Raw genomic sequence first — 26,094 nt, forward strand, 5'->3', positions numbered from 1 at the left:
GCAGGTCCCCCGCGGCCACCGAGGATCAGAGCTGCGGCTGTCCTCGATAGCGACGATGTGCCGCCCCCGCTGGGCCCGTCGCCCCAGCATGTCCGAACGGTACCCGGTCCTACCTCTAGAGTCGTGCAAGGCGCGACAGTCCGCGTCGGATACGGATGTGACGCCGGAAGGATGACCGGCGCGGGGACGAAGAGGGAGTCCGATTCGTGAGTCAGACAATGGCGGAGCATCGTGGCGGTCGCGGCAGGAAGCACCTCCTGCACCATGGCCGGAGCCGGCGCCGCTGGCTGCGCGGGGCGGTCGTCGCCGGGATCCTCGTGCTGCTGGTCGTTGTGACGTTGCAGGCGACGCCGTGGCCGTCGGCCCTGCTCATCCGCTCGGTATTCGAGAAGGGTGGCGCGGAGACGGTCGCCGAAATGGAGCCGTACGTGCCGGCCACGGGCGTCGAAGACCTCGGCGTGCACCAGTACGGTGACGACGACTCGTCCGACACGACGCTCCGCGCCTTCTCGGCCGACGGTGAGGGACCTCTTCCCGCCGTGGTGTGGATCCACGGGGGCGCCTGGATCTCGGGACACCGTGAGGATGTCGAGCCTTACCTGCAGATCCTCGCGGCCGAGGGCTACACCACGATCGCGCTCAACTACACGGTGGGTCCCGACGCGGTCTATCCCACCGCGGTAAACCAGCTCAATGAGGCGCTCGCCTACATTGACGCGCACGCCGAGGAATTGCGTGTCGATCCCGAGCGGATCGTCCTCGCCGGCGACTCGGCTGGCGCCCAGCTGGCCAGTCAGTTGACGGTACTGACGACCAACCCGGAGTACGCCCAGCTCATCGGCATCGAGCCTGCCCTCGCGTCATCCCAGCTCATCGGAACCATCCTGAACTGCGGCGTGTACGACATGCGTCGGATGGCGGACCTCACCGGCATCGCGGCGTGGGGGTTCAAGACGGCGCTGTGGGCATACACGGGGACCAAGGACTGGTCGGCGACCTATGCCGGGGCGACCATGTCGACGATCGACTTCGTGACGGAGGACTTCCCGTCCACCTACATCAGCGGAGGTAACGGCGACGGACTCACCTGGCTGCAGTCGGTGCCGATGGCCGAGCGATTGCAGTCCGAGGGCGTGGAGGTCACCCGGCTCTTCTGGCCCGAGCCGCACCAACCGTCGCTGCAGCACGAGTACCAGTTCCACCTCGACCTCGACGAGGCCCAGACCGCCCTCCGAGAGACCATCGCATTCCTGGCGGGGATCACCGCGTCGAACGACGGGAGCTGAGTCTCGCGAGCAACGCCAGCTGCCCACCGAGGCCGGGCCCAGCAGGGACGGATCGACGCGAGTCGTGAAACCAGTGATCGGCCGCCGAGGGCAGCGTCTCGGCGTCCTCCGTCATTTCAGGGTGCTTGCGGATGCGTCGGACGCCGCGCGGACGACGGTGAGAAGGAACACGCTGTCCTCGATGGCCGTCACCGAATGCCGTTCGGGTGGGATGGCGATGAGGTCTCCCCTGTTGAGCTCCCATGACCTCGCTTGCCCGTTCAGGCGCACCCGCCCGGTCAACACGTGCAACGTCGCTTCGGGCGGACTTTCGTGTTCAGCCAGGTGGCTGCCGGCCAGAAGCGCGAGCACCGTCTGCCTGAGGAGCGTGTCACGCGATCCGTAGACGGTTTCCGCCGCGCGGTGCGCGTTGGCGGTGCGCGCTGCGGCGAGCAGCTTGTCGTGTCGCGTGATGAGGTTCGTGGGCAGAAGGTCGTTGCTGTCGTGTGTCATCGTCCGCTCGCTTTCACCTGGTTGCCAAGAGCAGACTCCTCTGCAATGTTCGCGGCCGCAGTCGCCACCATCTCATCGTTCATGCTGCTGCTCCTGTCGTCGCGCTCCGCACCCGGCACGCGCCGGGCCGCTCACGAAAGAGCGGATAGCGTTGGGTGTGCGTCGAGCCGTTCAGCCAAGGCCATGCCATACACCAGCGTCTCCGAGACCTGCGGCAACCGCAACACCGGCGACTCGCGACCGGTCGATCTTCCGCATTGCCGCGAATGATCCGGTTCGCTTGAGAGGGAAGCGAAGGAGGACGAAACATGCTGGATGACCGTGAGGTGGACGTGCGCGCGATTCCCGAGGCGCAACGGCACGCGCTGGTTCTTGCTGCCTTCGACCGCCTCGACATCGGGCAGGCGATCCTGCTGACCGATGATCACGAGCCCCGGCAACTGTGGGAGGAGTTCGACCGGGAGTTGCCAGGCTCGTTCACCTGGAATTCCCTGGGTGAGACCAGCGCCGGTGCTTGGCAGGCGCGGATCGTTCGCAGGACACGCAGGCCTCTACCGCGGCTCGTCGCTGATACATCGGCGCTCCTGGGAGCGCTCGACATCGACCGGGGCGGCTCCGTGTGGCAGCTGAACCCCGCCAGTCGTGACCTCGATGCGAACATCATCGCTCTGCCGCCAGGCGACACGATCGCCACTCACGACGGCCCCGACCTCGACGTGCTGATCTTGGTGCTCACCGGGACTGGCACGGTCGGAACGGAGAACGGCGAGATCCCACTGACGCCCGGCGCACTGCTCTGGCTCCCGGCCGGTTCCCAGCGCCGCATCGAGGCCGGCGACGACGGGCTCCGGTACTTCTCCGTCCACCACCGCAAGCCCACGCTGACCATCTCTCCGTTGCCGCCTCGCACCGAGCGCTGACCATCCAATAGCGACGGGGTAGCGGTACGGGTGTGGAGCGCTGAAGGATGGCACATGAGCCGAACCTGCTGGTGTGTGAAGGGGACTGCACAATGAGTGATGTGAGCCGCGACCAGATACGCACGCTTGCCGAGTACCTGAACGTCGACGATCAGGTTGTCGTCGAGCACCACCGCGTTCTCGTCGAGGATGACGCTGTCTACGCGGTCAACCCGGTTCGCGGGGGCTCCGCCGTCATCGTCGCCGCTGACGGCTCCGCCCTCTGGGGCAACTCGAGCCTGACGTTCGCGCAGCTGCTCGCGGCCTTCCGCTCGGGCCGGCGCACACCCCCTGAGCAGTTCACGGAAGCGCGACGCGAGCGCTCCTCGCCCGTTGCGTAGGAAGCGGTACGTGCCGGCTACGGTGTGTCGCCCCACTTGGGGTCGAGCATCCGGCCGAGGAACTTCGCGTTGTCGAGCACACCGCGCACGAGATGGAATGGCACTCCTGCCGTGACCGCGCCGCCACGCGCCGCCGCAATGAAGCGCTCCCGTGCCTCCGGGGTGAGCCGCACGTCCAGTCGCGTCGTGACGGTGCCACCGCGCAGGCCATGCTCGCCACGTGGCCACAGCTTCACGGCCGACCGCGTGTCCCGGGACGTCACGCGCGAGCGCAGGCCGACGCCGTCGCGTACCGCGATCGTGAGGCCGATGGATCCCTCACCCGCCTTGAATGCAAGTCGAAGACCCCAGCCCGTCACTGGCACGGAGAGGGCGCGCTCGGTGCGCTGCCGGTCATCGAGGTAGACGATGCCCAGGATCTCGTTCCACGCGATCACGGGCAGCCCGCGGATCTCGATGCCTTCTGCTGCGACCACCGCTTCGGGACCTGCCGTGTCACCGAGGTTGCGGCGGAGGAGGGCGATGCGCGGGATGAAGGCCACGGCGAGCAACCCGAGGAAGACCGCCAACGTGATGAGCAGGCTCGCCCTCGCGTGCTCGAAGCTCGAGAGGGCGAGCAACGCTGCCGCGCCGCCTGCCAGGACCACGGCGCTGACAACGAGGATGCCGGAGTTCCAGGCGCGGGCCTTCTTCAGCCCCGCGGCATCCGCGTGTTCCTCCTGGCGACCGCCGCCCCGCACATAGGCGGCCCACTGCTGCAGCTTGGGATCGGTGGCGTCGCCCGCCAGCGCTGCTGCCGTGTCGGCGGCGGGGTTGGGTGCTGAACCGACCGCCGCCATCGTCGGTGCCAGCACGGACCCGGCGTCCGCGCCATGCCACAGCGGGTTCCGCTCATTCGGCAGCGGAACCTCGAGCCGGTTCTTGATGGCCGCGGCAAATGCCTCGTAGTGCACTCCCGTGAAGGTGAGCAGCTCGGTCATCCGGGTGCCCGCACCCCGCCCGGTACGCAGAGCGGCGTGCGCCACCGAGTCTTCGGGAACGAGCCATGCCTCGAACCCCACATCGCCCTTGCTCGTGGGAGGGGGGAACGGCGTGTAGACAGCAGGGTCGCCCGTCGAGAGCCGCGCGTGCAGATCGTGCATGAGGGGAAGCCCACCCACGAGACCGAACTCGGCTTTGCGCCTGAGGCGATTGCCGCTCTCGCGCCGCGTCCATTCGCGGCAGCGGAAGACGGCGGCGTAGGCGAACCAGAGCGCGGCGGCGGCGGCGAGGATCAGTCCAGAGAGCGGAGCCAGTCGCTGAGAAACCTGATTGCGCGCGAGCGTAACGCGTTCGGCGTCAACGTTCGCGGACTGCTGCAGCGACTCGAAGTTGTCGAAGACGGAGACGAACACAGCGACCGACATGGCGGCGAACAGGATGCAGACCATCGTCTTCCAGGCCGAGCGATGCCTGTCGAGCGAGCCGTCGTTGCGGAGCACGGGGGTGAATCGGCTCAATGTGGGCCTTTCGGTAGCGGCAGCATGCACGTGGCTGTCGGGAACATGCTGCCGCCCGCCCACGGTTCGCGGCTGATCCTATTGGAGAGGCGAGCCTGGCGCCGTTTCGCCGTTCACCGACGCGCCTCGATTCGCAGGGCGGCGACGAGGTCTCGATAGAGGGCGGTGGTCTCCATGAGTTCCTGATGGGTTCCGCGGCCGATCACGCGGCCGGCGTCCATCACCAGGATTTGGTCGGCGTCGAGCACGGTGGAGAGCCGGTGTGCGACGGTCACGACCGCGGACGTCCTCGCGACCTCGGCGATGGTCTGTTGGATGGCCGCCTCGGTGACGCCGTCGACCTGTGCTGTGGCCTCGTCGAGCAGCATCACCCGCGGCCGGGCCAGCAGGGCTCGGGCCAGGGCGATGCGCTGCCGTTGCCCGCCGGAGATGTTGGTTTCGGTGAGCCGGGTGTCCAGCCCGTCGGGCAGCTCTGCGATCTTCTCGGCGAGGTGAAGGCGCTCCAAGACCGCTTCAACCTCTGACTGGCTGGCGTCCGGGTTGGAGAATTGCAGATTCTGCCGGATGGTGCCGGGCACCACGGGCGTCTCCTGCTCCACGTAAGCGAAGGCACGGCGGACCTCGGCGTGGCTGAGCTGCTGGTAGGGAATGCCGCCGAGCCGGATCACTCCGGCATCGGGCTCCAGGAATCGCAGCAGGAGATTCAGCACGGTGGTCTTGCCCGCGCCCGATGAGCCGACCAGGGCCACATGTCCGGCCCGGGGCACGGTGAGGTGCAGGTCCTCAACAATGGGCGGAGTGTGTGGCTCGTACCGCGCCGTGACGCCGGACAGCTTCAGGACGGGAATCGCGGCGTTCGGCGGCTCGGGGGCCTGCGGCTCGGGGCGTCGCTCAACGGCCGTGGCGCTGAGCTGCCGCTCGGCTCGGAGCAGGCTCCCCTCGTCGGCGGCCTCGGTGATCCGCACACCGAGCTCGGCCGACTCAACGGGCAGCTGCTCGATCTGGGCAATCCGACCGGCCGCGGCGAGTCCGCTCTGGAGCGTTGTGAGGTTCTGCGTGAGCTCCATCATCGGGCCCATCAATCCCCACACGTACAACAGGAACGCCACCAGTGTGGGGATGCCGAGGTCGCCGGTGCTGACCCGGTACGCGCCGAACCCGAGCACCACGATGATGGCCAGCTCCATCGCCGCCCCCGTGATGGTCCACGCTGCGGCCTGGATGCGCACCGAGCGCAGGCTCTGGCGGCGGGACTCCGCCGCGTGGCTCATGACCGATGCATAGCGAGCATGCTCGGCAGACGAGGACTTCACCGTCTTGATCGACCGGACCGTTCCCTCGACCTCGGTTCCGAGATCGGCCAAGGCAGCCTGCGCCTTTTCCTCAATCGTCGCGATCCGCGGCACCAGCACCGTGAAGCAGAGCAGGACAACGAGCACCGCTCCCAGCGTTGCGGCAAGGAGCGGGAAGTCCAGCCAGGCCATCAAGGCGATGGATCCGACCAGCGTGATGGCCCCGTTGATCAGTCCGATGATCGACGTCGACGCGGCTTGGTTCAACAGCACGGTGTCGCTGGTGACCCGGGTGACCAGTTCGCCCGGGCTGCGCTCGAGCAGCGCGAAGACCCGGCTCCCCAGGTAGCGCAGGACCATGCGCCGCCGCGCGTCATAGACGATGTCCTCGGCCAGCCGACCGAGCATCACCCACTGGAACCACCCGACCGCGGCTCCGACGATGAGCAGGCCGAGCAGCACCAGCACCGGGTCGCGCAGTGATCCGGCGACGGCAAGGGTCTGCAGAACCCATTCGGTGACCAGCGGGCTGATCAGGGCCATCGCCGAGGTCGCGAGGCCCAGCACGAGGGCTATCAGCAGGGCTGGCAGATGGGGGCGGGCGAAGGACCACAGAATGGCCATGCGCCGGGAGCGCGGGGCGGAAGCGCCCTCGGGTTCGGCGATCGGGGTCACGCGTGCGTCGTCCATGGTCACTAGTGAGACATATGTGTCCCAAAATTGTCAAGTTCTGTTTTAGTATGGGTTCGTGGTCGGATATGCTCGCGGCATGTCCGACCACACGCCGGCCGCCGAACGGACCCGCCGCGCCATCGTGGAGGCGGGGATCGCCGTCCTGGCAGCGAATCCCGGCGCCTCCATCGGGGAGATCGCGGCGAAGGCCGCCGTCTCACGGAGCACCTTTCACCGGTACTTCAGCGACAAGGCAGCGCTGAAGAAGGCCGCCGCGGACCTCGCCGCCGAGGCGTGGCACACCGCGGTTGAACGCGCCAGGCTCGCCGAGGGCACCGGCCTGGAGGCATACCGTCGGTTGTGCACGGAACTGCTGGACCGTCTGCCGGCACTGGTCTGGTGGATGAGCAACGATGGTTCAGAGGATGCCCCTTCGCGCCCCGAGGACGAGGACGAGACGGACCGGAAGATCGCCGCGATGCTGCGGCGCGGACACGAGGACGGGAGCATCGACGCCCAACTCAGCGTCGAGTGGATCAGCAACTCGGTGTGGGCGGTGCTCTACGCCGTCTACTTCATCCCGGCGGAGACGCACGGCCGACTGAGTGGTTTCGAGGTCCGCCAGCAGGCCCTTCGCACCCTGCTGAAGGCCGCTGCCGCTGATCCTGTCGGTATCTGACGGGACCGCCCGACCAAGGAACGATCGCCTCCCGGAGTGCGCGCCGTCCCAGCGCACCCCTGCGTTACTCTTGGGGTTTCAAGTGAGGTGAGTTGATGGCGCAGGGTGCCCAGGTCATCGATCGCGCTGCGACGATCCTGTCGCTCGTCGTGCATGCCGAGGACCCGATCTCCTACTCCGACGTCGTCGGCGCGACCGATCTCGCACGCTCGACGGTGTCGAGACTGCTCGGCGCCCTGGAGCAGAACAGCCTCGTGGCACGCGACGCCGACGGCAGATACCGCGCGGGTGCGCTCTTCGCGACCTACGCGGCTCGGTTCGGTCGCATCGAGTCGCTGGTCACGATCGCACAGCCGGTGCTGGAGCGGATCGGTGAGGTGACGGGTGAGACGGTGAACCTCGCGCTCCCGAGCGGTGGCAAGGTGGTGCAGGCCGCACAGGTCGACTCGAGCTACGTGCTCGGCGCGACGAACTGGGTCGAGGTCGACGTGCCGCCCCACTGCTCGGCGCTCGGCAAGGTGCTCCTGGCATTCAAGGCCATCCCCCTCACGGACGAGCCCCTCGAGTCCCGCACGCGGCGGACGATCACCTCACACGCAAAGCTCTTGGAAGCCTTGGAACGGGTACGCGTTGACGGCTACGCGGTCACTTGTGGCGAGCTCGAGGAGGGCCTCGAGGCGATCGCTGCGCCGGTGCGAGGTGCCCAGGGCGACGTGATCGGATCGATCGGCGTCTCCGGCCCGTCGACGCGGATCACGAACCATGCGGAGCTCGGACGGCTCCTGGTGCGTGAGGCCGAGCTCCTGTCCCGGATCATCACGGCCCAGGCCGCCGCTCGGCCCGCATCGCTCCAGTCCTAGTCCTGATCGGTAGCGGCATGCCATCCAGTCGATGGCGCGACGCTCGCGGCTGAGCTGCGTGTCAGGAGTCGGTGGTTCGGCGCGCGCGCTGCCCGTTTCGCTGATCCACCTCGAATCCCGCCCAGGACGCTGTCGCCGTCACTGTTGCCGTCGCGCCGAGCAGCGCCGAAGGACGCTCAGGTTTCCGAGAAATGGCTCTTGGCATCCCACCCGTTCGTACCTATGCTATAAACACCCACATCATGGGAATCGAGTTCCATAATCTGAAACTCAGAATTCAAGGAGGCATTCGTGAGTTACAACAACCCCTCGGTCACGCAGCGTGACCGAATCGTCCCCGTCAACCTGCGTCAGTCCGGTCCAACGCCGGTGGAGATGCTCATCGACACGCGCGTGCGCAAGTCGCCGTACTGGGAGCTCTCGGTGCAGGCCGGGGCCTGGCGGGCGTCGATCTACAACCGCATGTATCACCCCCGCGGCTACGTTCCGCGCGAAGAAGGCGGCATGTCCGTCGAGTACCAGTCGCTCGTCAACGACGTCACGCTGTGGAACGTCGCCGTCGAGCGGCAGATCAGGGTCAAGGGGCCCGACGCCGAGGCATTCACGAACTATGTGATCACGCGCGACGCGACCAGGATTCCCACGCTCCGCGCGCGGTACGTCATCCTCACCAACGAGAAGGGCGGCATCCTCAACGACCCGGTCCTTCTGCGCGTGGCCGATGACGAGTTCTGGTTCAGCATCTCGGACAGCGACCTGCTGCTGTGGCTGCAGGGAGTGAACGTCGGCAAGCGGTTCGACGTCGAGATCGACGAGATCGACGTCGCTCCCGTGCAGATTCAGGGTCCCAAGTCGGCCGCCCTGCTCGCCGACCTCATCGGTCCCGTTGCGCACGAGATCCCGAGCTACGGCTTGCACATCACGAAGATCGCCGGACGAGACGTCGTCATCTCGCAGACCGGCTTCACCGGCGAGAAGGGCTACGAGATCTACCTCTATGACGCCACGAAGTACGCAGAGGACCTCTGGAACGAGATCCTGCGCGTCGGCGAGGCGCACAACCTGCGAGTGGTCGCTCCCGCGCACCATCGCCGCATCGCCGCCGGCATCCTCTCGTGGGGTCAGGACCTCGATCACGAGACACTGCCCTTCCAGGTGAATCTGGCCTACCAGGTGCCGCGGCACAAGGAGGCCGACTACATCGGCAAGCAGCGCCTCGAGGAGGCCCGAGCCCGGCTCGAGGCGGGCGCCCCGCCCTATGAGACCCAGCTCGTCGGATTCAAGTTCGGGGGCAGGCCGATCGATGACTACGCGCCCGACTTCTGGCTCGTCAGCGAGAGCGAGACGTCCGAGCCCACCGGCTACGTCACCTCACCCTGGTACTCGCCCGAGCTGGAGAGCAACATCGCCCTTGCACACGTGCCGGTCGGGCGCACGAGCCTCGGCACCGAGTACTGGATCCACCTGCCCGACGTCTACTCGGATGAGCCCGGCAGGCCCGTTCGCGCCGAGATCGTCGAGGTGCCGTTCCGTCCCTCGGTGAACCCCAACCAGCGCGAGCTCCTGAAGCAGAAGGGGCTCGACGCCGCGGTGTGACGCCGCGCGAGACGGTTCACGTCGTCGCGTCGGCCTGAGTCCGGAGGGCCCGTGTGCAGACCAGCACACGGGCCCTTCGACGTGCCGAGCAGAGTCGGACCTGCCCAGCGATCGCACCACTCCGTGGCCGGCGAGCGCTGTTTCTCGGCTCACGGCGGCCGGTTCGTCCGTCCCTCAACGGCGGGGCGGTCAGCGGCGGAGGTGATCAGCGGCGGAGGCGCGCGCCCTCGGGGTCGACGAGCGGGTCGCGGCGGATCTCGGCGCCGTAGCGCGTCGCGAAGTACTCGATCTCGAGCTTCGACCCGACAGCCGCCCGCTCGGCGGGAAGCCACGCATACGCGATGCTCGCACCGATCGTGTACCCCTGATCGGCACTCGTGACGTAGCCGATCGGCTCGGCGGCGCCCGGCTCGTACACGGGCTCGTTGCCGAGCACGACCGCACTCGGGTCGTCGAGCACGAGCGTCACGAGACGACTCGGCGCGGTGCGCTGCTCGAGCGCCTCCTTGCCGATGAACCGCTTTTCGGTGCGGCGCACGGCGAAGCCGAGACCGGCCTCCACGGGCGAGTGCTCACGCGTCATGTCGGTGCCGAATGATCGATAGCCCTTTTCGAGTCGCAACGCGTTGAACGCGCGGCGACCAGCTGCGATGAGCCCAAGCTCGGCGCCTGCCTCGAAGAGCGTGTCCCACACGTAGCGTCCGTGATCGGCCGACACGTACAGCTCCCAGCCGAGCTCGCCAACGTAGCTGACGCGCAGCGCGAGGACGGGGGCGCCCGCGATGCGGATGCGCTTGGCGCGGAAGTAGGGGAGGGCCTCGTTCGAGACGTCGTCGCTCGTGACGCGCTCGAGGACCTGTCGGGCGCGGGGCCCCCAAAGGCCGAGGCCGCCTTCGCCGCCGGATACCTCCCGGATCGTGATCCCGTCGTCGCCCTCTCGCAGCGACTCGAGCCAGAGTCGCTCCAGGTTGCCGTTCGAGCCGATCAGGTACGACTCGTCGCCGAGCCTCACGACCGTCACGTCACCGAGGATGCCGCCGGATCGATCGAGCAGCAGCGTGTACGTCACCGTGCCCACGGCGCGGTCGATTTTTCCCGTGACGGCGCGCTGCAGCAGCGCGGTGGCCCCGGCTCCCGCCACCTCGAGACGCGGGAGCGGCGAGAGATCGTACAGCGCGGCCGCGTTCCTGGTCGCGTTGGCCTCGGCCGCCGCGATGGGCGACCAGACGGCTGCGGCCCACGGATCCCGCGTCGGCACGGTCTCGAGCCGCTCGACGAGCGGTGCGTTGGCCTCGTACCAGAGGGGGCGCTCCCAGCCGTTCGACGATTCGAAGACGGCGCCAAGCGCGACTTGGCGATCGTAGAAGGGGGTGGTGCGCAGCCTGCGCTGGCGCAGTGTGGTCTGCTGCGGATGAATGATGTCGTAGACCTCGTCGTACGACTCCTCGGCCTGCTCCACCGAGAACTCGTGCGAGACGACGGCCGGGTCGAAGCGCGTGTATTCGAGGCCCTGCGTCGCGATTCCCGGGTCGTCGTTCACGATCCAGTCGGCCACCACCTGGGCGACGCCGGCCGACTGGGTGACCCACACGGCCTGTGCGAGCCAGAGCCCGTCGACACCGGTCACCGGCCCGAGCATGGGGCCGCCGTCGGGGGTGAAGGAGAAGATGCCGTTGAAGCCCTCGTCGAGCTCGACCGAGCGCAGTTCCGGAAGCAGGCGCCTCGTCTCCTCCCAGGTCGGCTCGAAGTCCTCCAACGAGAACGGGTGCTTGGCGGGATGGACGCCGGTCGCGTGGAACTCGTCCGCCGAGGCGATCGCTTCAGGTTCGAGCGCGATCGGGCGGTGGTTGTAGGCGCCGATACCGATACGGTCGACGTACTCGCGGAGATAGAGCGAGAAGTCCTGATGACGGAGCATCGGACGGCTCAGCTCCTCGATCGGCGTGTGCGCGCCGAGGAGCGAGGGCACCGGCGCGCTCATGCCGAATCCGTGCTCCATGGGGACCATCGGCAGCTCGAAGCCGAGCAGGTCGCGGGCGAGTCCCGGCCCCCACAGCCCCGCGCAGGAGACGACGATGTCGGCCGCGACGAACTCGGGGGTTGCGTCCGCGGCCGATGGCACGGCAACCACCTCGACGCCGAGCACGCGGCCACCTTCGCGGCGGATGCCGGTCACGCGCGTGTTCGGCACGAGCTGCGCTCCGCGGTCGATCGCGCGCTCAGCCTGCCACTGCACGGCCGGCACCGATTTGACGACGCCGTCGCTGGGCGTGCGCAGAGCGCCGAGAACGAGAGAGATGTCGAGGCCGGGCCAGAGGCGTCCGGCCTCTTCGGGACCGATGAGGTCGGCAGGAATGCCCCACGCGTGTGCGAGGCCCCGTCGCCGGCGAAGATCGTGGAGCCGTTCCGGTGTCGTCGCGATCTCCAGGCCGCCGACGCGCTTGAGCAGCCACTGCTCGCCGAGCACGACACCGTCGAGTTTGTCGAGGGTGCGTCGTGCGAGCAGACTCATCGTGCGGTTCGGCGTCGTCTGGAAGACGAAGCCGGGAGCGTGCGAGGACGATCCGCCCGTCACGTACAGCGGTCCCTGTTCGAACACGGTCACGTTCGTGCAGCCGCGGAGGGTGAGTTCGTCGGCGAGCGCGGCGCCGACGACGCCGAGGCCGATGATGACGATCTTCGGAGCCGAAGCGGGCATCGTCGTTCCTATTCTCCGGGCCACGTCGCCCGGCTTGGCGGTTCACGGGGCACCCCGTGACGTTGTTGCATATCGTGCACTACGATGTGACGTACGCAACAGCCTAGTGCGTGCGTCGTGCATCGGCAAGCGGCGGAGGCCGCGGAGCATCCGTCCGCACCCGATGTGCGTGTCTCACGCCCGATGCGCGGTCTAGGCCCTGTCCTGACGGGGCTCTCCGGCATCGGCGCCGCCTCCCTCGCCGGAAACGACGGGGATCGCCGCCGTGCTGAGGTGGAACGGCTCGCCATCATGCTCTTCGACGCCGAGCGTCACGCTCTCGGTGAGCAGATGCTGGGCGAGGTCGCGCTTGATGATCAGCTCGTCCCTCGCGAGATCCCTCCAGAGGGCGACGCACAGCAGCAGCATGACGAAGACGAAGGGCACCGACGAGACGATCGTGATGTTCTTCAGGCCGTTCAGCGCCGAAGCCGGTTCGTCGCCGCCCGCGAGCAGCATGATCGCCGCGACCGCGCCCGTCGCTGTGCCCCAGAACAGGATCATCTTGCGCGACGGGTGCTCAGCGCCGTTTTCGCTCAGCATCCCCATCACGATCGACGCGGAATCGGCGCCGGTCACGAAGAAGATCGCGATGAGCACGACCGTGAGACCGAAGAGGGCGAACGTCACCCAATCCGGGAATGCCAGTGATTCGAGAACGGTGAAGAGGACCGTGTCGAAGTTGATGTCCGGTGCGCCGTCGACGATCTGGCTGATCATGGCGTTCGTGTCGCCGGAACGCTCTGCCCGCTCCTGCAGGCCGATCGCGCCGCCGCCGAAGATCGAGAACCACACCGTCGACACGATCGAGGGCACGAACAGCACGCCCACGACGAACTGACGGATCGTGCGACCGCGAGAGATGCGCGCGATGAACAGTCCGACGAACGGCGTCCACGAGATCCACCACGCCCAGTAGAAGATGGTCCAGCTCGACATCCACGTTCCCAGTGCCTCGCCGCCCGCCGCAGCGGTGCGCGAAGCCATTTCGGGCAAGTCGTCGATGAAGCCGCCGACGGCGCCCGGGATGACGTTCAGGATGAAGAGGGTCGGGCCGCCGATGAAGACGATCAGTGCGAGCAGGACGGCCAGCACCATGTTGATGTTCGACAGCCACTGGATTCCACGCTCGATGCCGGAGATCGCCGAGGCGACGAACGCGGCCGTCAGCACGGCGATCACGATGACGAGGACGAGCGCGCTGACCTCGCCGACGATGCCTGACGCCCCGAGGCCGCCGCCGATCTGCAGGGCGCCGAGGCCAAGCGAGCACGCGGAGCCGAAGAGGGTCGCGAGAATCGCGAGCGTGTTGATGATGCGCCCGCCGACGCCGTTGACGACGCGGGGGCCGAAAATCGAGGTGAACATCGAGGAGAACAGCTGCGAGCGACCGAGCCTGTAGGTGCCGTACGCGACGCCAAGGCCCACGATCGCGTACATGGCCCATGGGAACAGGGTCCAGTGGAACAGCGTGGTCCCCATGGCGACGTTCAACGCCTCAGGGGTCTGTCCTTCGACCGTGCCCGGCGGCGGTGCCATGTAGAAGTAGAGGGGCTCGGCGACGCCGTAGAAGACGAGTCCGATGCCCATGCCCGTCGCGAACATCATCGCAATCCATGAGGTGGTGCGGAACGTGGGTGCGTCACCCTCCCTGCCGAGGGGGATCCGTCCGAACGGGCCGAGCGCGACGATCAGGATGAAGACGGTGAACACCGCCGCCGCGATGACGAACAGCCAGCCGAGGTTGTCGATGGCTCCCGTGAGGGCGGTCTCGGCGAGCGACCCGAGGCCGGAGGGGTCGACCGCTCCCCAGGCCACGAAGGCGACCGCCAGCGCGGCGGCGATGCCGAACGTGAGCCAGTCGACGCCGACGCGCCTCGGCTGCCGATCCCGATGCTCGGTCGATCCTCGAAGTGTGGTGATGAGTCGCTTCGTCGTGTCCGCTGCCCTATTGGTCATCGCTCCCCGGTGCCGGTCGGCTGGATCGCCGATTGCGTGCCGGTTCACCTCCCAGCCTTGAGTTCGGTTCGGAACGGCGTTCCTGGACATCGCACATCGCCCGGCCGGAGCACTCGCCCCGATCCACCTCGATCGGAAGGCAGGGCTGGAATGCGGCTGCGTCATACGCGTGCGTCGGTGCACGCGCGCCGCCCAGCCTTGAGGCCCTGCCAGCTCCCAGCGGAATCTGTTGTGCAGTGCGCACTACTTGCGTACAGTGAAACACTATTGGGTCGGATGCAGAGCTTGTCAAGGTTCATTGCGAACGATCCGGTCCGGCGCTCGCTCGAGTGCCGGTGGCGGTGAGCCGGGCGACGAAGCGCGACATGCACCACGGTCGTGCTTCGGAGACCGGCGAGCACGAGCACAACCGAATAGGCCGCTCGAGCCCACGCGGGAGAGACCGCGCCGCACTGCGGCGCGGCGCCGAAGGAGCAAGACTCTCCCCGAGAATCTCTCAGGCACAAGACCGCGATGGGCGAGGCCGACTCTGGAAAGCGGGACGACCCGCACCCACGGTGCAAGTCGTGCCGGCGCGTGAGGCGCCGCGCGACGAAGCTCTCAGGTCAACGGACAGAGCGGGGAGACCACCACGACCGAGTGGCCGCGCTGCGGCCCTGTCCGAGGAGTCTCTCGCATGTCCATCGACCAAACCACGTCTGTCGACCCTGCCACCGATCGCCCTACCGCCGACCACGGCGCCGCCGATCGTCCCGCGGCGACCCCGATCCGCACGGCCCCCGCCGTGCTCAACGACCCCCTCGAGCGAATCGACCCAGAGATCGCGTCGGCACTGCGCGCCGAACTGGACCGGCAGGAGGGCACGCTCGAGATGATCGCCTCGGAGAACTTCGCGCCCGTGGCCGTCATGGCGGCCCAGGGCTCGGTCGCGACGAACAAGTACGCGGAAGGATATCCGGCGCGCCGCTACTACGGCGGGTGCGAGAACATCGACACGATCGAGCAGCTGGCCATCGACCGGCTGCGCGAACTGTTCGGTGCGGCCTACGCGAACGTGCAGCCGCACTCCGGTGCGCAGGCCAACATGGCCGCGTACTTCGCGCTCCTCGAGCACGGCGACACCGTGCTCGGCCTCGACCTGGCCCACGGCGGCCACCTGACGCACGGGATGCGCAAGAACTTCAGCGGCCGGGACTTCAACGTCGTGCCCTATCACGTTGACGACGACGGGCTCGTCGACCTCGACGAGGTCGGCCGGCTCGCAGACGAGCACCGCCCCCGCATGATCATCGCGGGCTGGTCCGCCTATCCCCGGCAGCTCGACTTCGAGGCCTTTCGCGAGATCGCGGATCGGGTCGGCGCCTACCTGATGGTCGACATGGCTCATTTCGCCGGGCTCGTCGCGGCCGGCCTCCACCCGAGCCCCGTGCCGCACGCGCACGTCGTCACGTCGACGACGCACAAGACCCTCGGCGGGCCGCGGGGCGGCATCATCCTGACGAACGACGCAGCGATCGCGAAGCGCATTGACTCGGCGGTCTTCCCAGGACTGCAGGGCGGTCCGCTCGAGCATGTCATCGCCGCCAAGGCGGTCGCCTTCAGGCTCGCAGCGTTGCCCGAGTTCGCGGAACGTCAGCTCCGCACGCTCTCGGGCGCGCGCATCGTCGCCGAGCGCCTCGGCCGCGCGGACGTCGCCGACGCCGGCGTGCGCGTGCTCAGCGGAGGGACCGACGTGCACCTGCTTCTCGTCTCGCTCATCGATGCCGAGCTCGACGGGAGGCGAGCGGAGGACCTGCTGCACCGCATCGGTATCACGGTCAACCGCAACTCGGTGCCGAACGACCCCCGCCCGCCGCTCGTGACCTCGGGGCTGCGCATCGGAACGCCCGCCCTTGCGACGCGCGGCTTCGACGATGACGCCTTCGCGGAGGTCGCAGAGCTCATCGCGAGCGTGCTGCGCCGCACCGAACACGACGACGCCGAGCTCGACGCGCTGCGCGCCCGCGTCATCGCCCTCGCGGCACGCTTCCCTCTCTACGCCGAGTCCGGCGTCGTGTCAGGTTCGACGAGCGGTGGCGGGGTGACATCGTGGTCGTAAGCGTCTTCGAACTCTTCTCGATCGGTCTCGGCCCGTCGAGCTCGCACACGGTCGGTCCGATGCGGGCCGCCCTCTCGTTCGTGGAGCAGCTCCGCGATTCGGGCACGCTCGGACAGGTCGACCGCGTTCGTGCCGAACTGCTCGGCTCGATCGGTTCGACCGGGCGCGGCCACGGCACCGACGGCGCCGTCATCCTCGGACTGCTCGGGGAGCGCCCGGAGCTCGCCGACCCCGAGCAGGCACCACGCCTCATCGAAGCCGCACGCACGCGGGGCCGGCTGCGGCTCCTCGGTCAACGCGACATCGAGTTCGACGCCGAGAGCGACCTCATCTTGGACGGCCGGCGCACGAAGCCGTTCCATCCGAACGCCATGACCCTGACGGCGTGGAATCCCACGGGCGACGTGCTCGGTGAGGAGACGTACTACTCCGTCGGCGGCGGCTTCATCGTCAACGAGCGCGATGCCGAGTCCGAGGCGGCTCCCGATGAGGATGGGGGCGCCATCCCGCATCCGTTCCGCACGTCCGGTGACCTGCTTGCCCAGTGCGAGGCGACGGGCCTGTCGATCGCACAGCTGCAGTTCGAGAACGAGCTCGCCCAGCGGCCGGCCGAGGTCATCCGCGAGGAACTGCTGCACATCTGGGAGGTCATGCGCGAGTGCATCGATCGCGGGCTGCGTGTCGACGGCGTCTTGCCGGGAGGCCTCGGCGTGCCCCGGCGCGCGCCGGGCATCGCGCGTCAGCTCGAAAACGAGGGCGAGCTCGGCGATCCGTTCCACGGCGCCGACTGGTTGACGGCGTATGCGATGGCCGTGAACGAGGAGAACGCGGCGGGGAGCCGCGTCGTGACGGCGCCCACGAATGGGGCGGCCGGCATCATCCCCTCGGTGCTCAACTACGCCGTCCGTTTCGCCCCGAACGCCGACGACGATGCGATCGTCGACTTCCTGCTCACAGCGGGGGCGATCGGCTCGATCTTCAAGGAGACGGCCTCGATCTCGGGTGCCGAGGTCGGCTGCCAGGGTGAAGTCGGCTCGGCCTGCTCGATGGCTGCCGGCGCCTACGCCGCCTTCCTCGGCGGCACGCCGCGTCAGGTTGAGTGCGCTGCGGAAATCGGGCTCGAGCACCATCTCGGACTCACGTGCGATCCGATCGGCGGGCTCGTCCAGATCCCGTGCATCGAGCGCAACGGCATCGCTTCCGTCAAGGCCGTCGCGGCCGCCAGGACGGCGATGCGCGGCGACGGCACGCACGTCGTCTCACTCGATGACGCGATCACGACGATGCGCGTCACCGGCCGCGACATGCAGTCCAAGTACAAGGAGACCTCGACCGGCGGGCTGGCCGTGCATGTGCGCCTCCCGGTCAACGTCGTCGACTGCTGAGTCGCCGCCTCGCCGTGCCAGGGGAGGAGCCGGGCTCGCGTGCGTGTGTCGCGCGTGCCCGGTGGACCCCGAGATCGTCGGCGGCGGAGCCCTCCGCCGCTGATCCGGACGCCACGGCGTCCGAACGTCATGGCCGGGTGCCGCCCGACGACTCATGCCGTCGTCGGGCGATGGCGCCCGGCCGAACCATCGCCGGTCGGGGCGATGCGGCCCCGACCGCTACCCAGAACAAGGAGACAGCAATGAAGCACGTTCCGCACCGCTCCGGACTGATCCGATGAGCGTCGCGCCGGAGTCGACCCGGGAAGGGTCCGGCGTGGAGATTCCCGTGGGGCGTCGGTCGACCGATGACGCGCCGATCAACGCCCTCGTCGCGCTCGTCTCGATCAGCGCGTTCGGAGGGATCATCGTCGACGGGTACATCCTCGGCGTCATCGGCGGAGCCATCGGCCCCGCCACCGCGGAGCTCGGCCTAAGCCCGCTCGGGCAGGGGCTCATCGCCTCGAGCGCGCTCATCGGCATCTTCATCAGCGGCCTTCTCTTCGGCCGCATCGCCGACCGGTTCGGGCGGAAACGGGTGTTCTTCTGGAACCTGGTCGGTTTCACCGTCGTCTCGCTGCTGCAGCTGTTCGTGGCCGGCACCTGGGATCTCGTCGCGCTTCGCCTGCTGCTCGGCCTGCTCATCGGGGTCGAATACGCGGTCGGCACCTCGTTGCTCGCGGAGTTCGCGCCGCGCAAGCACCGCACCACGCTGCTCGGCGCGATCGCGCTGTTCTGGTTCGTCGGATTCGTCGGCGCGTTCTTCGTCGCGCACTTCTGGCCGGAGGAGCACTGGCGTTGGCTCCTCGCGTCGAGCGCGGTGCCCGCCGTCATCACGCTGCTCATCCGGTTCGGCGTGCCGGAGTCGCCACGTTGGCTCGCAAGCCAGGGGCGCCGCGAGGAGGCGCAGGCGATCGTGGAGCGGCGCTACGGCCCCGAGTACGTCGTGCCGCCGGCCGTGACCGCGGTGGCGAACTCGACGCTGCTGCAATTCTTCCGAGAGAACGACTGGCGGCGCATCCTTTACTCAGGCCTGTTCTGGTTCTGCCAGGTCGGACCACTTTTCGCGATCTTCACCTTCCTCGTGCCGGTCCTCGCCGGGCTCGGCCTCGAGGGAGGTTTTGCGACCGATCTGCTGATGAATGGGCTGCAGCTCGCTGGTGCCGTGTTCGGCCTGTGGCTGCTCTGGCTGCTCTCGCGGCGCACATTCGTCATCTCGACCTTCGCGGCCATGTTCGTGCTGCTGGTCGTTCTCGGCCTGTGGACTGACATGCCGCCGTGGCTCGCCGTCGTCATCTTCGGCGTCTTCGCCTTCGTCATCACCGGCTCGAACAACATCCAGTACGTCTACCCGCCCGAGATGTTCGACACACGGTTCCGCAGCACGGGCGTCGGCTTCGCCGCGGCATTCAGTCGAGTGGGCGCCGCCGGCGCGACCTATCTGCTGCCGCTGTCGCTCGAGGCGTGGGGGTCGGCGGCGACGCTGCTCATCGCCGCCGTCTTTCCGCTCATCGGCCTCGTCGCCTCGGTGAAGTGGGCGCCGGAGACGAAGTACCGCGTGCTCGACGCCTGAGCGTCGCGTCGGTGCCCGCGGACGAGCGCCGCGGGCACCGACGCTCGACGCGGCTTCGCGGTGCGGGGCGACGCCGACGGCTAAGGTGGCGGGATATGAACAGGGATCGTGCGCCCGGAACGGCAAGGATGGGGTCGGCGCGCTCGGGTGATTCCGGCTCGGCGTCTCCGATCCAGGCGGTCGACCGCGCCCTGCAGATCCTCGAGCTCCTCGCCGACAACGGGCCGATGGGCGTGACGGCGCTGGCGACGCAGCTCGGTGTGCATCGTTCGACGGCATTCCGCCTGCTCGGCACGCTCGAGTCGCGCCGTTTCGTCACGCAAGAAACCCACCGCGGCACCTATGCCCTGAGCACGGGAGCCCTTCGCATCGCGGGGGCGGTCGCGATTCGCACGGACTTCGCGCGCGAGTCACAGCTCATCTGCGACGACGTGACGGCGCGGCTGAGCGAGACGTCGAACGTCGCGATCCTCGAGGACGGAGCGGCCGTGAACATCGCGCAGGCGACCGGCGCGAGCAGCGTCGCCGTGCGCGACCAGTACGTGGGGCAGCGGACGCCGCTGCATGCGACCTCGTCGGGCAAGTGCTTGCTCGCGCACGCCGATGACGCGGTGTTCGAGGAGGCGGCGCGCAGCATGCGCCGTCATACCGACGCGACGATCCTCGACATCGATCGTCTGGCCGACGAGATGGCGATCGTGCGCGCGCAGGGCTGGGGGAGTGCGCTCGCCGAATGGCAAGAGCATACGAACGCGGTCGCGGTGCCCGTCTTCGCGACCGACCGCAGCGTGATCGCGGCGCTCAGCCTCACCGCCCCCGCCTTCCGCATGCCGGAGGAGGAGTTGCCCGATATCGCCGCCGCGCTGCGGCCCTTCGCTGACGAGCTGTCGCGACGACTCGGGTTTCTCGTGCCACCCCGGTCGTGACCCCCTATGGGGCCGATGGGGCGGGTCACACTGCCCGTCGCACCGACGCCTCGAAGTTTGCGACGTGCTCGAGCGCGAGCGTGGCGGCACGGTCGGCGTCGCCCTCGGCGATCGCGTGGAGCAGGGCGACGTGCTCGGCGACGTGCTCGCCGACGTCGGGCATGCGATCGAGCACGGTCCACCAGAGGCGCGTGGCGAGATTGTCGAGCCGCTCGAGCGTCTCGTGCAGGTGCGTGTTGTCGAGCACGCCGTAGATTCGCCGATGCGCAATGAGATCGTGCTCGATGAGCGTGCGCCTGGTGGGCGTCTCGCGGATCATCGCCTCGATTTCGGAGGCCGTCGCGCGAAGCGATTCCCGCTGCTCCGGCGTCGCCAGCTCGGCGGCCCGGCGAGCGGCGACGGGTTCGAGGACGGAGCGCAGCTCGGAGATGGCGGCCAGATCGCGGATATCGATGCTCGCGGCGAAGGTGCCCTGGCGGAGATAGCTCACGACGAGGTGGTCGACCTCGAGCCGCTTGAGCGCCTCCCGCACCGGCGTGCGCCCCATGTCGAGCTCTTTGGCGAGCTGCGCCTCGTTGATGGGTGCGCCCGGCTCGATGTCGAGGAGCACGAGCCGGTCTCGCAGCGTCCGGTACGCGCGCTCGGCGAGCGACACGTGCACCGCGCTCGACCGCGTCGCCTGATGCATGGGCTCTCCTTCTCTCGCGACGGGATCGGGTTCCGGACACTGCCCGGAGGACGGACGAGCCGCCATTGACGCGCGGACGTGACCCATCCTAAGATGTCGACCAGTAATATATCAGTCGTCCGCACCCACGGCGTGCGGCATCGGCATTGGGGAGCACAGCGACGTGACGCAGGACCTTCCGGAGCATCCCGAGCACCTCTGGCGAAATCCGGAGCCCCGCTCGTCGTATGACGTCGTCATCATCGGCGGCGGCGGACACGGGCTCGCGACCGCGTACTTCCTCGCGGCGCACTACGGCATCCGCAACGTCGCCGTGCTCGAGCGCGGCTGGCTCGCCGGTGGCAACATGGCGCGCAACACCGCGATCATCCGCTCGAACTACCTGTGGGATGAGAGCGCCGCGATCTACGAGCACTCGCTGAAGCTGTGGGAGCGGCTGCCGGTCGAGCTCGACTACGACCTGCTGTTCAGCCAGCGCGGCGTGTTGAATCTTGCCCACACGCCGGGCGACGTGCGCGAGGCGATGCGCCGGGTGAACGCCAACGCGCTCAACGGTGTTGACGCCGAGTGGCTCACGCCGAGCGAGGTGGCCGAGGTCTGCCCCATCGTCAACGTCAGCGACAACATCCGGTACCCCGTCATGGGCGCGACCTTCCAGCCGCGCGCCGGCATCGCAAAGCACGATCATGTCGCGTGGGCGTTCGCCCGCGGCGCCGACAGGCTCGGCGTCGACCTGATCCAGGGCTGCGAGGTCACGGGCGTGCGGACCGCCGGTGGACGGGTCACCGCGGTCGAGACGACGCGGGGCACGATCCACACCGGCAAGCTCGGGCTCTGCGCGGCCGGCCGCAGCACGCAGGTCGCCGAGCTCGCGGGCATTCGGCTCCCGATCCAGTCACACCCCCTGCAGGCGCTCGCGAGCGAGCTGTTCGAGCCCGTGCACCCGACCGTCGTCATGTCGAATCACGTGCACGTCTACGTGTCGCAGGCCCACAAGGGCGAACTCGTCATGGGCGCCGGCGTCGACAGCTACGTCGGATTCGGCCAGCGGGGCGGGTTCCACGTCATCGAGCGGCAGCTCGCGGCGGCCGTCGAGCTGTTCCCGATCTTCGCCCGCGCGCACGTGCTGCGCACCTGGGGCGGCATCGTCGACGTCACCCTCGACGCATCCCCCATCATCTCGCGCACCCCGGTCGACGGGGTCTTCGTGAACTGCGGGTGGGGCACCGGCGGGTTCAAGGGCACGCCAGCGGCGGGCGACGTGTTCGCGCACACGATCGCGCACGACGAGCCGCATCCCCTCGCCGCACCCTTCTCGCTGGAACGCTTCGAGACGGGCGCCCTCATCGATGAGCACGGTGCCGCGGCGGTGGCGCACTGATGCCCGGGGCGGCGGCCGGAGGAACGGCGTTCGCGGTGGCCGGATGCCGCGGACGCGCCACGCGCGGCGGCCCGGCCGTGCGGGCGGAGTCGGAACCACGAGGCGAGGAGACGGCATGCTGCTGATCGAGTGCCCGCACTGCGGGCCGCGCGACGAGACCGAGTACCACTACGGCGGGCAGGCGGGAGTGCCGTACCCCGACGATCCGTCGGCGCTCAGCGATCGCGAGTGGGCGGCCTACCTGTTCTACCGCGACAACCCGGCGGGCGCGTTCACCGAGCGCTGGATGCACGCGGGCGGGTGCCGCAAGTGGTTCGAGGCGGTGCGCGATACGCGCACCTACGCGTTCGAGTCGACGCGCGCCGCGGGGCGGGCGGACGGCGAACTCGGCGACGGGGGAGGCGAGCGATGAGCCGCGGTCCGTGGCGAGTGGGGCCGGATGCGGCGCCGGGCGCACGCATCGACCGCACCTCACCGGTCCTGGTCACGATCGACGGTGTCGAGCGCGAGGGCTTCGAGGGCGACACCCTCGCCTCGCTGCTCCTCGCGAACGGCGTGCGCCGCACGGGCGATTCGATCTACCTCGGGCGCCCGCGCGGCATCGTCGCGGCGGGCTCGGACGAGCCGAATGCGCTCATCGACGTGCGGCTGCCGGGCGATGGGGTGCGCGAGTCGATGCTGCTCGCCACGACAACGCCCGCGATCGACGGGGCAGAGGCCCGTATGCTCGACGGACTCGGGCGGCTCGATCCGACGCCGGACGACGCGGTCTTCGATCGATGCCACGAGCATCCCGACGTGCTGATCATCGGTGCGGGGCCCGCGGGACTCGCGGCGGCGCTCGCCGCCGCCCGCACCGGCGCCCGCACGATGTTGCTCGACGAGGGCGCCGAGCCCGGCGGTTCGCTGCTCGCGTCGCGCCGAGCGCGCGTCGACGGTATTCCCGCTCGCGAGTGGATCGATCGCACCCTCGTCGCGCTCGACGCCGAGCCCGACTTCACCGTGCTGACGCGCACGACGGCGACGGGCGCGTACGACGCCGGGTATGTCGTCGCCGTCGAGCGGCGGGAAGCGGCGCCGGTCGGCTCCGGGCTCGCGGGCTCGGGCGGGCGGCGCGCGTCGGCCGCGCAGTCCTCCGGCCGGTCGCGCGAGCGCGTCTGGCACCTCCGCGCGAAGCAGATCGTGCTCGCGACCGGCGCGACCGAGCGGCCGATCGTGTTCCGCAACAACGACCGGCCCGGCATCGTCCTCGCGCAGGCCGCTCGCACCTACTTGAACCGCTACGCCGTCGCGGTCGGCCAGCGCATCGTCGTCGCGACGACGAACGACGCTGCCTACGAGCTCGTCGACGATCTGCACTCGGCGGGTCTGCCGGTGCCGGTCGTCATCGATGCGCGCCCGGAGCCGAGCCCGAGGGCCTCGGACGTCGCTTCGAGGACGGGGGCGCGCGTCCACTTCGGGGCGGTCGTCGCCGACACGCTCGCGGGCGATGACGGCGGGGTCGCCGGCGTCGTCGTGGCGTCGATCGATGAAGACGGCGGGGCCGGCGGTCTCGTCGATCCCGTGATGATCGAGGCCGATGCCCTCGCCGTCTCGGGCGGCTGGGCCCCGGCCGTGCACCTCTCTTCGCAGCGGCAGCCGAAGCTCGCGTGGAGCGACGACCTCGCGGCGTTCGTGCCCGGCGAGCCCGTCGAGCGAATGCGAACGGCGGGCGCCGTGAACGGCACGCTCGACCTGGCCGGCGCGCTCAGCGAGGGCGCGGCGGCCGGCGACGCCGCCGCGCACGCCGCCGGCTTCGCATCGAACGGCGGCGTCGCCGCGCCGAGGGCAGACCCCGAGCGCGTCGCGCCGAACGCGCCGCAGTGGCTCGTGCCGCCGCTGTCACGTGCGGCGGCGGGAACGCCGGGGGGAGCATCCGACGAGTCGGGCGGACCTGGCAATGCCGGCTGGGCAATCGAGCCCGGCGAAGCCGTCGACCCGGCCGACGCGGCGACCTGGCGCGAGCACTTCGTCGACCTGCAGCGCGACCGCACTGCGGCGCACGTCGCACGGGGCATCGGTGCTGGCATGCGCAGCGTCGAGCACCTCAAGCGATACACGTCGATCGGCACCGCGCACGACCAGGGGCGCACGAGCGGGCTCGCGCTCGCGGGGGTCATGGCGCGGATGCTCGAGGCCGATGGCGTGCCGGGCGTCGGCCTGACGACTTTTCGCGCCCCTGTCGTGCCCGTGTCGTTCGCGGCGCTCGCCGGGCGCGAGCGCGGGGAGCTGTTCGACCCGGCCAGGCGGACGGCCATGCACGACTGGCACGTCGAGCGCGGCGCGGTCTTCGAAGACGTCGGGCAGTGGAAGCGGCCCTGGTACTACCCGCAGGCGGGCGAGTCGATGGCTGAGGCAGTGCTGCGGGAGTGCGCGGCGGTGCGGTCGTCAGCCGGGTTCATGGACGCGTCGACGCTCGGCAAGATCGAGGTGCGCGGGGCGGACGCCGCCGAGTTCCTCGATCGTGTGGTCACGAACACGCTCTCCACGCTGCGCGTCGGCCGCGCGCGCTACCACCTCATGTGCCACGCGGACGGCATGATCTTCGACGACGGCGTGACCTTCCGGCTCGCGGACGACCGGTTCCTCGTGACGACGACGACCGGTGGCGCCGCCAACGTGCTCGACTGGTTCGAGGAGTGGCTGCAGACCGAGTGGCCGACGCTCGACGTGACGTGCACGTCGGTGACCGAGCAGTGGGCGACGGTCGTCGTCGCCGGTCCGAGGTCGCGCGAGATCGTTGCGCGGGTGTTCCCTGCGGTCGACGTGTCGGCGGCCGCGTTCCCGTTCATGTCGTTCCGTCCGGCGGTGACGGCGACGGGCGTCGAGGCGCGGCTCGCCCGCGTGTCGTTCTCAGGAGAGCTGTCGTTCGAGCTGAGCGTTCCCGCCTGGTTCGGGCGGCACGTGTGGGAACTCGTCGATGCCGCGGGCGCTGACGCGCTCCGCGCCGATGGCGTCGGGCTCACGCCGTACGGAACCGAGACCATGCACGTGCTGCGGGCCGAGAAGGGCTTCATCATCGTCGGGCAGGACACCGACGGTACGGTCACGCCGTACGACGCCGGGCTCGGCTGGATGGTGCACGGCGACAACGGCGACTTCATCGGCAAGCGCTCGTACGCGCGCGCCGACGCGCGGCGGAACGATCGCCAGCAGCTCGTCGGCGTCGTTCCCCTCGAGCGGGGCGACGGCGCCGAGGTGGCGCTCGCCGAAGGCGCGCAACTCGTGAACGCGGGCGTCGCCCTCGATGCGGCATCGATTGCGGCGGATGCTCCGATTTCGCTCGAGGGGCATGTCACCTCCGCCTATGCCAGTGCCGCGCTCGGGCACCGCTTCGGGCTCGCGCTCGTACGCGGGGGCCGCGACCGTATCGGCGAACGGGTGCGTGTGTTCTCGGAGGGGCGCGTCTGCGAGGTTGCGCTTGTCTCGCCCGTGCTCGTCGACCCGGAGAACTCGCGCCGCGACGGCGATCCCGGCGAGGGCGCCCGTGCCGCGGGCAGCGCGGCTGCGGGCGTCCCGTCCCCGGCCGCGGCGTCAGCCGATTGGATCACGCCCGTCGAGCTGCGCGGCCGGCTTGCGCCGGCCGCGCACCT

At 69.2% G+C, this 26,094-nt stretch carries 18 protein-coding genes, 1 pseudogene and 2 riboswitches; of the genes and pseudogenes, 13 read left to right on the top strand and 6 right to left on the bottom strand.

Going from position 1 to position 26,094, the window contains the following annotated elements; genetic code table 11:
• Positions 1-206 precede the first annotated feature (206 nt).
• Positions 207-1,286, top strand: a complete 1,080-nt coding sequence (locus F8O04_RS04590; protein WP_225734868.1) for an alpha/beta hydrolase — start codon at positions 207-209, stop codon at positions 1,284-1,286.
• Between the two features lie 111 nt (positions 1,287-1,397).
• Here F8O04_RS04590 and F8O04_RS04595 read toward each other — a convergent pair whose 3' ends face one another.
• Positions 1,398-1,778 carry a cupin domain-containing protein gene (locus F8O04_RS04595; protein WP_158028128.1) on the bottom strand — a complete coding sequence of 127 codons (381 nt, stop codon included), beginning with the start codon at positions 1,776-1,778 and terminating at the stop codon, positions 1,398-1,400.
• 308 nt (positions 1,779-2,086) lie between these two features.
• On the opposite strand from F8O04_RS04595, the gene F8O04_RS04600 reads away from it, so the two are divergent.
• Together F8O04_RS04600 and F8O04_RS04605 are read left to right on the top strand one after the other, a co-directional pair.
• Positions 2,087-2,698 carry a DUF2249 domain-containing protein gene (locus F8O04_RS04600; RefSeq protein WP_158028129.1) on the top strand — a complete coding sequence of 204 codons (612 nt, stop codon included), beginning with the start codon at positions 2,087-2,089 and terminating at the stop codon, positions 2,696-2,698.
• A 101-nt stretch (positions 2,699-2,799) separates the two neighbouring features.
• Positions 2,800-3,078 carry a hypothetical protein gene (locus F8O04_RS04605; protein ID WP_158028130.1) on the top strand — a complete coding sequence of 93 codons (279 nt, stop codon included), beginning with the start codon at positions 2,800-2,802 and terminating at the stop codon, positions 3,076-3,078.
• A gap of 17 nt (positions 3,079-3,095) precedes the next feature.
• Here F8O04_RS04605 and F8O04_RS04610 read toward each other — a convergent pair whose 3' ends face one another.
• Entirely contained in the window at positions 3,096-4,577 is a 1,482-nt protein-coding gene (locus tag F8O04_RS04610; RefSeq protein WP_158028131.1) for a hypothetical protein, read from the bottom strand.
• Between the two features lie 113 nt (positions 4,578-4,690).
• Entirely contained in the window at positions 4,691-6,559 is a 1,869-nt protein-coding gene (locus F8O04_RS04615; RefSeq protein ID WP_225734869.1) for an ABC transporter ATP-binding protein, read from the bottom strand.
• Between the two features lie 79 nt (positions 6,560-6,638).
• Here F8O04_RS04615 and F8O04_RS04620 point away from each other — a divergent pair, with 79 nt between their 5' ends.
• From F8O04_RS04620 to F8O04_RS04630, 3 genes are all read left to right on the top strand, one after another.
• The gene (locus F8O04_RS04620) at positions 6,639-7,220 is read left to right on the top strand and encodes a TetR/AcrR family transcriptional regulator (protein ID WP_158028132.1); all 582 of its coding nucleotides are present in this window, start codon (positions 6,639-6,641) and stop codon (positions 7,218-7,220) included.
• Between the two features lie 95 nt (positions 7,221-7,315).
• A complete protein-coding gene (locus F8O04_RS04625; protein WP_158028133.1) occupies positions 7,316-8,080 on the top strand; it encodes an IclR family transcriptional regulator in 765 nt (254 codons plus the stop codon).
• A 291-nt stretch (positions 8,081-8,371) separates the two neighbouring features.
• On the top strand, positions 8,372-9,676 hold the full coding sequence (locus F8O04_RS04630) for a glycine cleavage T C-terminal barrel domain-containing protein (RefSeq protein ID WP_225734870.1): 1,305 nt from the start codon (positions 8,372-8,374) through the stop codon (positions 9,674-9,676).
• 205 nt (positions 9,677-9,881) lie between these two features.
• Here F8O04_RS04630 and F8O04_RS04635 read toward each other — a convergent pair whose 3' ends face one another.
• Positions 9,882-12,374 carry an FAD-dependent oxidoreductase gene (locus F8O04_RS04635; RefSeq protein WP_158028134.1) on the bottom strand — a complete coding sequence of 831 codons (2,493 nt, stop codon included), beginning with the start codon at positions 12,372-12,374 and terminating at the stop codon, positions 9,882-9,884.
• A 192-nt stretch (positions 12,375-12,566) separates the two neighbouring features.
• Complete coding sequence (locus tag F8O04_RS04640; protein WP_188726274.1) at positions 12,567-14,372, bottom strand: BCCT family transporter; 1,806 nt, start codon at positions 14,370-14,372, stop codon at positions 12,567-12,569.
• Positions 14,373-14,795: 423 nt separating this feature from the next.
• Positions 14,796-14,893, top strand: a riboswitch (glycine riboswitch).
• Between the two features lie 2 nt (positions 14,894-14,895).
• Positions 14,896-14,998: riboswitch (glycine riboswitch) on the top strand.
• A 50-nt stretch (positions 14,999-15,048) separates the two neighbouring features.
• Between F8O04_RS04640 and glyA the strand changes: the two genes are divergently transcribed.
• The 4 genes from glyA to F8O04_RS04660 all read left to right on the top strand — a co-directional run bounded on the left by glyA (position 15,049) and on the right by F8O04_RS04660 (position 20,393).
• Entirely contained in the window at positions 15,049-16,470 is a 1,422-nt protein-coding gene (gene glyA, locus F8O04_RS04645) for a serine hydroxymethyltransferase (protein ID WP_158028136.1), read from the top strand.
• Positions 16,461-17,855, top strand: a complete 1,395-nt coding sequence (locus F8O04_RS04650) for an L-serine ammonia-lyase (RefSeq protein WP_158028137.1) — start codon at positions 16,461-16,463, stop codon at positions 17,853-17,855. The genes glyA and F8O04_RS04650 overlap by 10 nt, the downstream gene beginning before the upstream one ends.
• Positions 17,856-18,171: 316 nt before the next feature.
• Positions 18,172-19,467, top strand: coding sequence for an MFS transporter (locus F8O04_RS04655; protein WP_225734871.1), 1,296 nt, complete (start codon positions 18,172-18,174; stop codon positions 19,465-19,467).
• 95 nt (positions 19,468-19,562) lie between these two features.
• Positions 19,563-20,393: an IclR family transcriptional regulator gene (locus F8O04_RS04660; RefSeq protein ID WP_158028139.1), complete on the top strand. Its 831-nt coding sequence runs from the start codon at positions 19,563-19,565 to the stop codon at positions 20,391-20,393.
• A 25-nt stretch (positions 20,394-20,418) separates the two neighbouring features.
• On the opposite strand, the gene F8O04_RS04665 is transcribed toward F8O04_RS04660, so the two are convergent.
• The gene (locus F8O04_RS04665) at positions 20,419-21,081 is read right to left on the bottom strand and encodes a GntR family transcriptional regulator (RefSeq protein WP_158028140.1); all 663 of its coding nucleotides are present in this window, start codon (positions 21,079-21,081) and stop codon (positions 20,419-20,421) included.
• A 163-nt stretch (positions 21,082-21,244) separates the two neighbouring features.
• On the opposite strand from F8O04_RS04665, the gene F8O04_RS04670 reads away from it, so the two are divergent.
• The 3 genes and pseudogenes from F8O04_RS04670 to F8O04_RS04680 all read left to right on the top strand — a co-directional run.
• Positions 21,245-22,462, top strand: a complete 1,218-nt coding sequence (locus F8O04_RS04670; protein WP_158028141.1) for a sarcosine oxidase subunit beta family protein — start codon at positions 21,245-21,247, stop codon at positions 22,460-22,462.
• A gap of 115 nt (positions 22,463-22,577) precedes the next feature.
• Positions 22,578-22,874, top strand: coding sequence for a sarcosine oxidase subunit delta (locus tag F8O04_RS04675; protein WP_158028142.1), 297 nt, complete (start codon positions 22,578-22,580; stop codon positions 22,872-22,874).
• Positions 22,871-25,969 (top strand): annotated as a pseudogene (locus tag F8O04_RS04680) (2Fe-2S iron-sulfur cluster-binding protein); the annotation flags it as partial. The gene F8O04_RS04675 and the pseudogene F8O04_RS04680, both read left to right, overlap by 4 nt.
• Positions 25,970-26,094: the final 125 nt, after the last annotated feature.

The sequence above is a fragment of the Pseudoclavibacter endophyticus genome (assembly GCF_008831085.1).
Lineage (GTDB): Bacteria > Actinomycetota > Actinomycetes > Actinomycetales > Microbacteriaceae > Pseudoclavibacter > Pseudoclavibacter endophyticus.

What these genes read in the sequence shown, in the direction of transcription:
- F8O04_RS04595 (WP_158028128.1), bottom strand. Translation starts at nt 1,778, where the DNA reads ATGACACACGACAGCAACGACCTTCTGCCCACGAACCTCATCACGCGA.
- F8O04_RS04600 (WP_158028129.1), top strand. Translation starts at nt 2,087, where the DNA reads ATGCTGGATGACCGTGAGGTGGACGTGCGCGCGATTCCCGAGGCGCAA.
- F8O04_RS04615 (WP_225734869.1), bottom strand. Translation starts at nt 6,559, where the DNA reads ATGGACGACGCACGCGTGACCCCGATCGCCGAACCCGAGGGCGCTTCC.
- F8O04_RS04620 (WP_158028132.1), top strand. Translation starts at nt 6,639, where the DNA reads ATGTCCGACCACACGCCGGCCGCCGAACGGACCCGCCGCGCCATCGTG.
- F8O04_RS04625 (WP_158028133.1), top strand. Translation starts at nt 7,316, where the DNA reads ATGGCGCAGGGTGCCCAGGTCATCGATCGCGCTGCGACGATCCTGTCG.
- F8O04_RS04635 (WP_158028134.1), bottom strand. Translation starts at nt 12,374, where the DNA reads ATGCCCGCTTCGGCTCCGAAGATCGTCATCATCGGCCTCGGCGTCGTC.
- F8O04_RS04640 (WP_188726274.1), bottom strand. Translation starts at nt 14,372, where the DNA reads ATGACCAATAGGGCAGCGGACACGACGAAGCGACTCATCACCACACTT.
- glyA (WP_158028136.1), top strand. Translation starts at nt 15,049, where the DNA reads ATGTCCATCGACCAAACCACGTCTGTCGACCCTGCCACCGATCGCCCT.
- F8O04_RS04660 (WP_158028139.1), top strand. Translation starts at nt 19,563, where the DNA reads ATGAACAGGGATCGTGCGCCCGGAACGGCAAGGATGGGGTCGGCGCGC.
- F8O04_RS04665 (WP_158028140.1), bottom strand. Translation starts at nt 21,081, where the DNA reads ATGCATCAGGCGACGCGGTCGAGCGCGGTGCACGTGTCGCTCGCCGAG.
- F8O04_RS04675 (WP_158028142.1), top strand. Translation starts at nt 22,578, where the DNA reads ATGCTGCTGATCGAGTGCCCGCACTGCGGGCCGCGCGACGAGACCGAG.